This is a genomic window from Leptospira alexanderi serovar Manhao 3 str. L 60, assembly GCF_000243815.2.
Classification (GTDB): Bacteria; Spirochaetota; Leptospiria; order Leptospirales; family Leptospiraceae; genus Leptospira; species Leptospira alexanderi.
Genome location: NZ_AHMT02000052.1, coordinates 225314 through 237500, shown reverse-complemented (window position 1 = coordinate 237500; position 12187 = coordinate 225314). Strand labels below are relative to the sequence as shown.

The window sequence follows — 12187 nt, the reverse complement described above, 5'->3', positions numbered from 1 at the left end:
AAATACAATCATGTTGTCGTAAATCGGCAAAAGATCCGTATCAACAAGAATAACGGAAATTTCTGAATGATAGGGATAAAATGAATTTGATCTAACGTGAGTTCGGTATACTTCAATCACCCAAAATCAGGACAACTCAGCAGAACGATTCCTAACCAACCCCAGAAATTAAGAAGGCTTTTGGGATCATAAGGATCAAAAACTGATATTTTTGAAGTGTTCCGACGTGTTAGTGATTAGGGGTTAGATTTTAGTGAATAGAACTTTACATACAATAAAATGCAAGTATTCCGACGGGAATGAGGCTTTTTACTTGCGAGAAGTATGATTTTCTGATAGAGAAAAATCTCCAGAGCTTTTCCACCTATTTCGCGACCCGTAGAGAGCGAAATAGCCAGCGAACAACTTCGTCGTGAGCGGCTCTCAACGAAGTTGAGAAAGAAAGCGAAATAGAGTTATTCTCCTCTCCCCACCACCCAAATGCGGGGAAACTCAGGCACAACGCTTCCTGAACCAGCAAACACCTTCCTATGGGTCGGTGTTTAGGGCGCGTTCTGGGGCCGACTTTTCACAGAAGATTGTCGTAATTCCGACAGATTTATCTTCGGATCCAAGTATTTATGGGGCCCTTAGGAAGTGCGACACTTTAGTTTCTTATTCGCCCAATTTTTCTTAGGTCGAACTCACATTAATCTAACGTGAGCAGGGTCGTAAGAATCCATGATTTATTTTTCTGTAGGAAATTGGAATTTGAACTTTGTAAATCTATTTTTAAAATATGGGAACTATGACAGATCGCGATTTTACGAACAAATTCTAAAAATAGGAACTCCTACTTTTAGAAAATTCTTTCTCATTTTCAACCGCCGAACTCACGTTAATTTATGAACTTTCTAACGGTCTTTATTGCTGGAACACTCCCGGTAGGAGTATCCCAATTGGGACAGATTCTAAAAGGAATTTCGTCTTACTCTTTTTAAAGAACAATTAGAGAAAATCTCTATAAAATGAATTTCTACTGGATGATGGTTACTAAAGCGGTAATTTCATACAGAAATTTGATTTTAGGACCGCTATCTTTGGATTTTATAAAAGTGTCCTATAAAGTTTTATTCAAAAGGTTCCTTTGCATTCAAAACAAAAAACATTGGTAAAGAATAAAAAAAGGGTTTTTCTACGGAAACTTTCAAGAAAACTTTGGCTGTTTCTGATAACGCTCGATACTCTCGGGAGCATAACGTGTAGACCAATCGACCTCGTTCATATTTTTTTCAACCCAACCGGTGCCATGATCCCAACGCCCATCGGAAAGAAAATCAAAGAAATAGGAAGAATTCATATATCGATACGAATCCATAATATCGAGAATGTCCCGTTTTACCGGAAAACTCTGGGTGTTTTCGCTTTCTGAAAAGAAGCTATTGTCCATCGGCTCAATCTTAAGAACCGGTTCCAGGACTGTCCATCCTTTTATTATGTTCACATCGATCCCTCGTCCCAAAGCGTTAATTGAATCTCTTTTTGTGCACAGTCTGCTTGTTCTGGATCTGCTCCATCTTTTTGATTTTTTTTGGTGTGAAACAGTTCCTGACGTCGTTTTCTCGTTTTCTGAGCCTCTTCCAAAATTCCCTCCAATTTTTCTTCTAAAAAATAACGAAGTTGCCGGTCGATTTCGTTTTCTGTTTTTCTGACCAAAGCCATCTTTACCCTCCGACACCCGATCTCGGATGTCGGGAAAAGAATACAAAATACCCCGGACAAAGATTTTCGGAAAGACTGGATTTATTTGGGAAACACGGAAAAAATTGTTCCGAAACGGGCAAAGTAAATGCTAAACATACCGGAACTTACAGAAACTCTCCTCAGCGGAAAAGACATAGATATCGAATATAAATTTGTGTCCGAGGAAGACCACCAACAACTCTATAATTTATTGCTTAATATTCTCGGAAAGATAGACAGGCTCTTTTTAACGGAAGTCATTTCTACAATCCTAAAAGAAATTCTGATGAATGCGAACAAAGCGAACGCAAAGCGGATTTACTTTCTCAAAAAGGATCTAGACATTCATAATGCGGATCATTATTCGAAAGGAATGAAAACCTTTCAACAGGAGATAACGCATCATTGGGACGAGCAGAAGGAGATTTTGCAGAACAGCGGTTTTCAAATTCACTTTCGCGCGAAGATGGTGAATAACAATTTCGCGATTTTAGTGGAAAACGATTCCGCTCTTTTACCGCAGGAACTAGATAGAATCAAAAAAAGAATAGAATCCGCTAAAAAGTACAACGATCTTTCCGATGCGTTTATGGACATATCCGACTCTCAGGAAAGCGCGGGACTCGGTTTGGTTTTGATTCAACTCCTTTTGAAAAACTCAGGAATCGGTTCTGATAAATTCAAGATCGATACGGACGGGAAATTGACAAGAGCCACTCTTGTAGTACCTCAACAAATCGTTCCGATCGAAATCACCACAAAGCTCAAAGAAAAAATTCTGATGGAGATAGAAGGACTACCCCCACTTCCGAACACTCTCACTAAAATCATCTCGTTGTGCAACAATCCGGATTCCGATCTTGGAATTATTGCAAACGAAATCGAAAAAAATCCGGCACTCAGCGTAGACTTGTTAAAACTTTCCAACTCGGCGGGATTCGCGAGTAGAAATAAGGTCAACACGATCGTTCAAGCTGTTAAGGTAGTCGGCCTTAAGAACGTAAGAAATCTTCTCTACGTTTCCGGAGTGAGAAAGATCATGGACGGACGTTATGCGAAATTACAAGAAGTTTGGAATCATTCCAATATGTGTAGCTTTTTCATCCGTCAAATAGCGGGCAGAGGTGGAATGAGTAGAGTCGCGGATATTGCCGCCGCCGGAGCTCTACTTCACGATTTGGGAAAATTCATTCTACTTTCACTCAATCAGAAGTTATTCATAAAACTCACAAATTATCAAAAAGATCGGGACTTCGGAAGCTCAACGATTTTAGAGGAAATTTCAATCGGAATTTCCCATCCTACATTAGGCGCTCTTTTAGCTAAAAAATGGGACTTCCCTCCGGATCTAGTTCAAATGATCGAATTTCATCATAGACCCTTTATGAACGTAGACAGCGTATATCACGATTTAGTGGAACTCGTTTATCTCGCCAATATGATGATGGATTATATCGATAAGAAAGTTTCCTTTTTCACGATAGATGAAACTATACTTCGTAAATACGATTTTGCGGATAAAAAGACATTCGAAGAAACTTGCGAGAAACTCAGAAAGTTGTACGAAATTGCAAAAATGGAGAACTAAAAACCGTTTGAAAATCGATTCTTTATTGTCCATCGAGAAAATCAGCTATAGACCGACTGGAAAAACGATTTTAGATTCGGTGAGTTTTGAAATTAAAACAAACGAACACTGCGTTCTTTTGGGAAGAAATGGGGCCGGAAAAAGTACTCTTGTCAATCTGATCTACGGTATGATCTGGGCTACCTCCGGTAAAATCCGATTGTTTCAAGAGATCTACGGAGAAATACCAATCCAGGATTTGAGAAAGCGAATCGGTATCCTGGACTCCTCCCAACAAGAGAATTCACTTCAAAGAAAACTTACGGTAAAGGATGTAATACTAACAGGACTATTTCACACGATCGGTTATTACCGTGACCCATCCCCGGAAGAAGAAGCCAAAACGTTACAGATCCTAAAAGATGCGAATCTATCTTCCAAAAAAGATCAGCTCTATACGACTCTTTCCTCCGGCGAAAAGAAAAAAATCTTATTCTTGCGAAGCCTCGTAAACGAACCGGATTTTCTTATTATGGACGAGCCTTGTTCTTCTTTGGATCTAACCGCAAGAGAGGACTTTTTAGGATTTTTAAAAGAATATCATTCTAAAAAAAAATTCACTTCTCTTTACATCACACATAGACCCGAAGAAATTCCGGAATTTTATTCCAAAGCGGTGTTGTTGAAAGACGGAAAGGTAATCCATTTCGGTCCAATCGAAGAATGTTTTACCGAAAAAAATTTAAAGAACCTGTACGATATTCCACTTCAAGTTCAAAAAATTGAAGGCACTTGGTCCGTGATACCGAAACGAAAATGAAAAGTGTTTTTATCTTATGAAAGGCTCATCCCAAAAGCGGTTGTATAACCATCTTTCAAACAAACTTTTTTCGTTGTCTCATTCTTGTAGTAGTTTCCCACCTTCTAAGTTCGGGCGGGGCGCTTTATAGAATTGAAGTTTTGCAAAATACGATAGAGAAAGTTTAAGGTTTAGGAAGTTCGTAGCTTACGTATTCACAATCGGGAAAGCGGCTACATTGATAGAATTCTTTTTTTCGAGACGTTTTTTTCTTTTGAAGAGAACCATCCCTACAAAGAGGACAAATCCCCCAACCCGTTTCTTTTTTCTTTTCCCGAATCTCTACCCATTCTTTTCGAAACGTGGAAGCGGCAAACTTGCTATTCTGAATCTGAGTTTGTAGATCGGACCAAAGTCGATTTAATATGGAAAAAGAATCAATCTCGTTTTTTTCGATCCTATCCAAATCTGATTCGAGCTCCACGGTAAATTTTTCCCGAAATAGACCTCCGAAACCGGATTGCAGAAAAAAATTGACCTTTTCTCCCAATGGAAGCGGATAAAAAAATTTCTTTTCCTGTTCGACGTATTTCCTTTTAACAAGAATCTCCGAAACCGTTGAATATGTGGAAGGCCGACCAATCCCTTCCCTTTCCAGTTTTGCGACGAGAGTGCCTTCTGAGTATCGAGGAGGCGGTTCCGTTTGTTTTTTCTCACACTCCACTTTCTGAAGGGTCAACAACTCTCCTTTTTCCCAATTTGGATTCGCCTTTTTATCCACTTCGTTTAATATTTTATATCCGGGAAAAAGAGTTTTTTTAGTTTCCAATTGAAAACATTCTCCGGCCACAAAAACGGAATATTCGGTTTTTAAGAATTCTTCCGGAGGTAGAAGATACGAAATGGTTCGTTTCCAAATCAGCCCGTAAAGAAAAGCCTCTTCCTTTCCTAAAAAATTTTTCGCGCTTTCGGGAATTAAAAACGGATTTGTAATGCGGATCGCTTCGTGTGCGTCCTGAATTTTCTTACCGGATTTTCTAACTTTACGCTCAAGTCGGTTCGCAAAAGTTTCACCGAACTCGGAAATGATCCAAGAGTTTGCCCGCTCTACAAAATCCGGACTCAAACGAACGGAATCCGTTCTCATATATGTGATCAACCCCTCTCTTTTACCGTTTCCAAGATCCATTCCTTCGTAAAGTTTCTGAGCAACGCTCATCGTTTTTTTAGAAGAGAATTGTAATTTTCGAAAAGCTTCCTGTTGTAAACTTGCCGTTTGAAACGGAGGAGGAGGTAAGTTTTTTTCACGAGATTCTTTTTTTTCAGAAATCCGGAGATTCTTTTCCTTTTGAACATTTTGTAAAATCAGATTCGCTTTTTCTTCGGAAAAAATACGATCGCCCACCCTTTGAAAAACACCTTCGATCCCTTTTTTATCGCGCACATACAATAGTACATTATAATATACTTCCGAATTAAAATTTCGAATTTCTTCCTCTCTGTCACAAATCCACTTTAAAGCGACAGATTGTACTCTTCCAGCAGATAGTCCCGGACCGATCTCCTTCCAGAGAACGGGACTGATGAAATAACCGATCAGCCTATCTCCGACTCTCCTCGTTTTCTGGGCTTCAACCAAAGATTCACGGATCGTATCGGGATTTTGTAAAGAACTCAGAATCGCGCTTCGCGTGATTTCCGTAAAACGAATCCGAAAGACATTCGATTTTTTTTTCAGACGATCCCGGATATAGGCACTGATAAATTCTCCCTCTCGATCCGGATCAGTTGCCAAAAAAATTCTTTGAGATTCTTTTGCCGCCCTTACGATTTCGGAAAGAATTTTTTTCTTTCCGGGAAGAACCACGTATTCCGGTTCAAAACGATTCTTCAGATCCAATCCGAGAGTCGTCTTAGGAAGATCGGCCACGTGCCCGAGTGTTGCAAGAATTCTAAATTCTTTGCCTAAATAGCCGCCGATAGTTTTTGCTTTGGAGGGGGATTCGACAATGATAAGTGAGGACACTAATTCTTAAGGTTTCGTTTAGTTTCAGATTTTCAATTAAATATCGCTTTTACATTCTCGGTTTTTCTATTTTGTAAAGATACCCCGGATTTTGTATTTCTCCGGGGACAATTGGAAAGGATTTCGATCAGAAAAAACTTTTTACGCGTTCGCAGGAACCGGAAAAAGTCCTTCGATCGAAAGATATCTTTCTCCTGTATCATAAGAGAAAGTTAATATTTTCGAACCTTCGGGAATCTCCGGTAATTTTTTTGCAACTGCCGCAAGCGCTGCGCCGGAAGAAACTCCGATAAAAAGTCCTTCTTCCTTTGCCGCTCTTTGTGCATATTCGAATGCTTCGTCTTTACTGATTTGAATGGTTCCGTCCAAAAGATTCGTGTGAAGGTTTTTAGGAATGAAGCCCGCTCCGATCCCTTGAATCGGGTGTGGGCCCGGTTTTCCTCCCGAAATTACGGGAGATGCTTCCGGCTCAACCGCAAACACTTTCAACTTTGGAAATTTTTGCTTCAAAACCTGAGCTACACCTGTGATATGTCCTCCGGTTCCGACTCCTGTAATTACGTAGTCTAGTCCGTCTGGAAAATCTTTTGCAATTTCTTGAGCTGTCGTTTCCACGTGAACTTTGATATTCGCTTCGTTCTCAAACTGTTGGGGCATCCAAGCTTTTGGGTTTTCTGCCACGATTTGTTTTGCTTTTTCAATCGCTCCCGGCATTCCTTTCTCTCTCGGAGTTAGTTCGAATTCCGCTCCGTAAGCGGCCATAATTCTTCTTCTTTCCACACTCATGGACTCAGGCATTACTAAAAGAAGCTTGTAACCTTTGACAGCGGCAACAAGAGCCAAACCGATTCCAGTGTTTCCGGAAGTAGGTTCTACAATGATGCTATCCTTAGTGAGTTTTCCGGTTTTTTCCGCATCCTCAATCATGGAAAGTGCGATTCGGTCCTTTATAGATCCGCCCGGATTCGATCTTTCTAATTTTGCATAAACCTCGCTCTTTGTTTTAAACAAGCGATTAATTTTTACATGGGGTGTATTCCCGATCGTTTCTAAAATGCTCTCAGCTTTCATTTCTGTTTTCCTGCCTCGTACTAAGGGTTCTTGAGTTTAGATGTTGTTATATTAGACATTTATTTCAATATAACAAATGGGTTCAAGAAAAAAATCCTTTCCCAGAAACTCTTTTTGTAGAACTGGGTGGGTTTTGGAACCACAAGATTTTCTTATAAACAGAGGATTTTAGATTTCCTGCAAAACTATGTTCTGGAGAAAAGATTCAGCAACCGGTTCAAATTCAATCCCGAGCCCGCGAAAGATGGCATAAATTGTAGAGATATGAATATTAGAATCCCCGGGCGTCGCCGCATAGCCCCGGACCTCTTTCTTCAAAATTTCCAGAGAACCGAGGAGAATCACGGCGTGAGAAAAAATTCTTCCGTATAGTCCTCGATCCCTTCCCGAAGAAAAAATCGAGTTTGTAGAAACCAGCTCGGTCGTAGATAAATACGGATCATTCTGTAATCTCCTCAGGATGACTTCTTTTGGTATGTTTTTTTTCAATCGAAAACGAAATCGAACCAAATGCATATAAGGAGAATTAATCGTAACCGAAGAAGAAGTTAGTGGCAGTTTGGTTCCGATTTGAGAATAAAGTTCGTTTAACAATCTGCTATGGTGGGTTCCCCACTCCGCCTCGGGCTTGACAAGAAGAGGTCCGGTTACATGCGGATCGTCCTTTGCCATGTCTGCATCTCTTCGAATCACTAAAAAGTCCGCTTCTTCTAAAATAGATCCCAATTCGTCGGGAGATTCTTCGATTAATAAACGAAGAGTACCCGCTAAAGTATGCGTATTACAGGTGGAAACATGCAAAAATCTTGGGAGTTTTTTATTTTCCAGAAACTTTCTCGCGTCCGGATACAAAAATTGAGGTCCAAACTTGTGTTCGCTTCCCTGAGCGATAAACATTTGAATTTTAGAATATTCTAACGTATCATATTCTTTGATTCTCGAATCGGCCACTCCCGGAGGAGAACAATCGCAGAGCACCACCGATTTTTCAAGCGCATCTTTTTTTGAAATAAATTCGGGAAAAAATTCCCTAACACGATTATCCTCCGTATCAACAACGATCCCTCCTTTTTCTACAAGCGATAGGATCGTAGGAATTTCGGATTTTTTGAGCCGATACGGTTCTACGTAAACCTGAAATTTTCCAAGCTTTCCTTGAAGCAAAAGTAATAAAGACGCAAGAGGCCAACCAATGACCCCGATTCCTCGAATGTATACACCAGGAAGAGATGTTCGAGTCATACGCCCATCCTTCTTGTAAACAAAGAATTTGTGAAAAGTATTACAAGAATCTTAACCAAGAATTCTCGGTACAATGAGGTGTTCCCACATTTTAGAAACGGAAAAACGGGAATTTTACTATAAAACGCAATCACGCAATCGTTCCCACGGACATCGATTCTCACTTCTAACCTCTCGAATAGAACGGATCTTGCAGATAATTCTCTTTGTATTTGAGATAATTTCCGGCCGTTCGAGTGATAATTTCTCTTTCCTTATCAGTGATATCCCGAACGATCTTTCCCGGTGATCCCATTACCAAAACTCCGGGAGGAATTTTTTTCCCCGGCGTAACCAAAGTTCCGGCTCCGATAAATGCAAATTCCCCAACTTCCACATCGTCCATCAAAGTGGCGCACATACCCACAAACGCGTTGTCCTTGAGTTTACATCCATGAATCGTCGCTCTGTGTCCGATGGACACGTTATTTCCGATTTCAACCGGATATACATCTCTTGCGACATGAATGATCGTGAGATCTTGAATATTCACATTTTCACCGATCCGTATATAATTAACGTCTCCTCGAACCAAAGTCTGAAACCAAATGGAAGAATTTCTTCCAATCACCACATCCCCGACCACCTGAGAACCAGGAGCCAGAAAAACGGATTCGTGAATCCGGGGTTTTTTTCCCATATACTCCAGAATTTGGTAATTTGATTTCATCGATTTCCCCTCTTCCTGATCTTTTCCTAAGTAATCAAAACAAGTTTAAAACAAAGATTTTCTTTGACCCTATTCCAATCGACAAAAGAATGTACGCATGAGTGGAAGTTCTTCCAACCAAGAAAAAGAAAAAAGGGAAAAAATTAAATCTATTCTCAAACAAGCCGGGATCGGACTTTTAATCGGTTTGATTGCGGCGTCACTGATTCGATTTTTTCTTTTTTTCCGTTCACATTGGAAACGAAAGAAATGCTTCCTACCTATCCCCCTGGAAAAAGAATTTATTTCTCCCGTTTTGTGAATCGATCCAACCTATATCTTGGCGATTTGGTTTTAGTTAAACATCCGACTCAAAAAGGTAAGGTCGTCTTTTCAAGAATTGCAGGTAAACCGGGTGACATCATTCAGATGAAAAATAAGATTCTATATCGTAACAATAATCCGGAAGACCTTTCCGGCGTTGGGAGCGGATTTGTACTCCAGTTCGAAGATAAACGAGGACCGTTTCCCGCAAGTTTTTCCAGTCGGGACAATAGCGAACCTTTAATTCTCAAAGATCAAGATTACTTTTTACTCTGCGACAATCGGGATTCCTGTTCAGATTCCAGAGATTTTGGTCCGATTCCCATCGAATACATCCTGGGAAAAGCTCTCTAAAATTTTCTCATACCGCTTTCAATTTTGAAATCGATTTTTCGAGTATAGTCCCAATATTTGTTCAAGATTTTTCAACTAAAAAGCCAAAAATCAATTCGTTCGTAACTAACTTCCAAGGTTTTAAAGTAACAATAGCGTGAATTTGAATATTCAAATTTTCGATTTTACGATTTGACAAGGCTCGATCCGCATGATATCTTGACCCGACTCCTTTTCGTTCGAACGTTCATACTCAGACAATTCGATGAGTAAAATCTGATCGATTCAAAATGAAACATTCAGAACTTACATTCCAACTGATGGTCGAATCCGTCCCGAACGCAATTTTATTGCTGAATCGGGATGGCAAGATCGTTTATATCAATAACCAAGCCGAGAAATTGTTCGGATATGACCGAATCGAATTGATCGGACAGGTTGTGGAAGAACTTCTTCCGCATCGATACCGCAAGAATCATCCCGCATTTAGAGATTCCTTTTTTCTTTCTCCAAAAGTTCGACCGATGGGCGCAGGTAGGGAACTTTTCGGACTCAAAAAAGACGGAGCCGAGTTTCCAATCGAAATCGGTTTGAATCCGGTCGTAACCGCGGACGGAACCCTCGTTTTAGCTTCTATCATCGACATCACAGAAAGAAAAAAAGCGGAACAAAGATTTCGTCTCGTAGTCGAGTCCGCGCCGAACGCAATGGTTTTGGTAAGCGCGGAAGGAACGATTTCTCTTGTAAACGAACAGACCGAAAAACTCTTCGGTTACGAAAGAGAAGAATTGATCGGAACCAAATTGGAAATACTGCTCCCAGAACGTTTTCGTACAGAACATCCGGGCCGGAGAAATCAATTCTTTCAATCCCCTTCTGTTCGATCGATGGGCACGGGAAGAGATTTATTCGCTCGCAGAAAGAACGGGTCCGAAGTGCAAGTCGAAATCGGTTTGAATCCAATCGATACAGATGAAGGCCTTATGGTTCTTGCCTCCATCATCGACATTACAGAAAGAAAAAATCAAGAAGCCACGTTGATTCGAAAAAACGAATTGGAAGTCAAAAATAAGGAACTGGAGCAATTCGCATTTCTTGCATCTCACGATCTACAAGAACCTCTTAGAACCGTATCCAACTACATTCAAATTTTGGAAGAGGATTACGGTAACGCATTCGATTCGAACGTGAACCGTCATTTAAAAACGATTGATCAAGCAACCAAACGAATGAGCGTTCTCGTAAAAGCCCTTCTTATGTATGCAAGAATCGGAAGGGATCAAAAATTAGCTCTTACGGATTTAAACCTTACTCTCTCAGAAGTTCTTTCCGATCTCGAAAACTTGATTCTCCATTCCAAGGCCAAAATCACTTCCGACTCTCTTCCGAGCCTGAACGTATACGAGGTGGAATTCAGACAACTTCTTCAGAATCTGATTACGAACGCGATCAAGTTCTCCAAAAAAGAAACTGATCCGGAAATTCGGATCCGCTATCGAAATGAAGGTGACCATTGGCATTTTTCAATCCAAGACAATGGAATCGGAATCGAATCCAAATATTTGGATAGGATCTTCTTCATCTTTCAAAGACTTCATATCAAAGAAGAATACGAAGGCCACGGAATCGGTTTGGCTCATTGCAAAAAAATCATAGAATTACACAACGGCCGTATTTGGGTAGAGTCCGCCATAGGAATAGGAAGCACTTTTTATTTCAACATTCCTATCTTAAATCCATGAAAAATCAAAAATTAAAATGTATTCTCCTTATCGACGATAACCAAGACGATAATTTTTTTCATGAAAGAGTGATCCGCAAAGGAAATTATGCGGAAACTGTAATCGCAAAACAATCCGGTCAGGAGGCTTTGGATTTTTTAAAAAATAAACCGAAAAATCCGGAGCCGTTTCCCGATCTCATTTTTCTGGATATCAATATGCCCGGAATGAACGGTTGGGAATTTTTAGAAGAATATAAAAAATTAGATAAGGCACTTCAAACTAGTACAATCATAGTCATGTTGACTACCTCGGAAAATCCGGATGATAAAAATAAATTTTCTCAATTCGGTTCCACATCGGATTTCAAAACAAAACCTCTTACGAATTTGATGATGGATGAAATTTTAATCAGAAACTTTTTTCAATCAAATCCCGCAGGCCCACAATCTTCTTAACGTAATTGCGAAATTAACACGATCCTGAGAGCGGTTCGCTTGAGTTCAGAAAACGACCAATCGAAATAAGTGCCTCATTCTCTATGATCATTCGGCGGGAGTGAGATTGAGTTTAGAAAACGAAATGTTTTACCGATTCCCATATAAAATTAACGTGAGTTCGGCGGTTGAAAATTTGGGCGAATAAGAAACTAAAGTGTTGCTGCCTAAACTCAGTGAAACGGCTTTCTAAGGGG

The 12187-nt window shown here is 40.1% G+C and carries 9 protein-coding genes and 2 pseudogenes; 5 read left to right on the top strand and 6 right to left on the bottom strand.

Annotated features, from left to right (window positions below):
• Positions 1-1186 precede the first annotated feature (1186 nt).
• Positions 1187-1456: a hypothetical protein gene (locus LEP1GSC062_RS17270; RefSeq protein ID WP_170875533.1), complete on the bottom strand. Its 270-nt coding sequence runs from the start codon at positions 1454-1456 to the stop codon at positions 1187-1189.
• Positions 1440-1701 (bottom strand): annotated as a pseudogene (locus LEP1GSC062_RS17265) (LIC12077 family protein). The gene LEP1GSC062_RS17270 and the pseudogene LEP1GSC062_RS17265 overlap by 17 nt, the downstream one beginning before the upstream one ends.
• 127 nt (positions 1702-1828) lie before the next feature.
• On the opposite strand from LEP1GSC062_RS17265, the gene LEP1GSC062_RS17260 reads away from it, so the two are divergent.
• The gene (locus LEP1GSC062_RS17260; RefSeq protein ID WP_010578281.1) at positions 1829-3310 is read left to right on the top strand and encodes an HDOD domain-containing protein; all 1482 of its coding nucleotides are present in this window, start codon (positions 1829-1831) and stop codon (positions 3308-3310) included.
• 7 nt (positions 3311-3317) lie between these two features.
• On the top strand, positions 3318-4109 hold the full coding sequence (locus tag LEP1GSC062_RS17255) for an ABC transporter ATP-binding protein (protein WP_020984977.1): 792 nt from the start codon (positions 3318-3320) through the stop codon (positions 4107-4109).
• A gap of 163 nt (positions 4110-4272) precedes the next feature.
• Here LEP1GSC062_RS17255 and topA read toward each other — a convergent pair whose 3' ends face one another.
• From topA to LEP1GSC062_RS17235, 4 genes are all read right to left on the bottom strand, one after another.
• A complete protein-coding gene (gene topA / locus LEP1GSC062_RS17250; RefSeq protein ID WP_020984932.1) occupies positions 4273-6114 on the bottom strand; it encodes a type I DNA topoisomerase in 1842 nt (613 codons plus the stop codon).
• A 141-nt stretch (positions 6115-6255) separates the two neighbouring features.
• Positions 6256-7185, bottom strand: coding sequence for a cysteine synthase A (gene cysK, locus LEP1GSC062_RS17245; RefSeq protein WP_020984866.1), 930 nt, complete (start codon positions 7183-7185; stop codon positions 6256-6258).
• A 168-nt stretch (positions 7186-7353) separates the two neighbouring features.
• The gene (locus LEP1GSC062_RS17240) at positions 7354-8427 is read right to left on the bottom strand and encodes a hypothetical protein (RefSeq protein WP_020984836.1); all 1074 of its coding nucleotides are present in this window, start codon (positions 8425-8427) and stop codon (positions 7354-7356) included.
• A gap of 166 nt (positions 8428-8593) precedes the next feature.
• Positions 8594-9136, bottom strand: coding sequence for a gamma carbonic anhydrase family protein (locus tag LEP1GSC062_RS17235; RefSeq protein WP_010578283.1), 543 nt, complete (start codon positions 9134-9136; stop codon positions 8594-8596).
• Positions 9137-9233: 97 nt separating this feature from the next.
• Between LEP1GSC062_RS17235 and lepB the strand changes: the two are divergent.
• The 3 genes and pseudogenes from lepB (at position 9234) to LEP1GSC062_RS17215 (ending at position 11951) form a co-directional block, all read left to right on the top strand.
• Positions 9234-9793, top strand: a pseudogene (gene lepB / locus LEP1GSC062_RS22305) (signal peptidase I).
• A gap of 269 nt (positions 9794-10062) precedes the next feature.
• Positions 10063-11514, top strand: coding sequence for a sensor histidine kinase (locus LEP1GSC062_RS17220; protein WP_010578284.1), 1452 nt, complete (start codon positions 10063-10065; stop codon positions 11512-11514).
• Entirely contained in the window at positions 11511-11951 is a 441-nt protein-coding gene (locus LEP1GSC062_RS17215) for a response regulator (RefSeq protein ID WP_010578285.1), read from the top strand. The genes LEP1GSC062_RS17220 and LEP1GSC062_RS17215 overlap by 4 nt, the downstream gene beginning before the upstream one ends.
• Positions 11952-12187 lie beyond the last annotated feature (236 nt).

Excerpts from the sequence above, each read along its gene's own strand:
- LEP1GSC062_RS17215 (WP_010578285.1), top strand. The coding sequence starts at position 11,511 with ATGAAAAATCAAAAATTAAAATGTATTCTCCTTATCGACGATAACCAA.
- LEP1GSC062_RS17220 (WP_010578284.1), top strand. The coding sequence starts at position 10,063 with ATGAAACATTCAGAACTTACATTCCAACTGATGGTCGAATCCGTCCCG.
- cysK (WP_020984866.1), bottom strand. The coding sequence starts at position 7,185 with ATGAAAGCTGAGAGCATTTTAGAAACGATCGGGAATACACCCCATGTA.
- LEP1GSC062_RS17235 (WP_010578283.1), bottom strand. The coding sequence starts at position 9,136 with ATGAAATCAAATTACCAAATTCTGGAGTATATGGGAAAAAAACCCCGG.
- LEP1GSC062_RS17260 (WP_010578281.1), top strand. The coding sequence starts at position 1,829 with ATGCTAAACATACCGGAACTTACAGAAACTCTCCTCAGCGGAAAAGAC.
- LEP1GSC062_RS17240 (WP_020984836.1), bottom strand. The coding sequence starts at position 8,427 with ATGACTCGAACATCTCTTCCTGGTGTATACATTCGAGGAATCGGGGTC.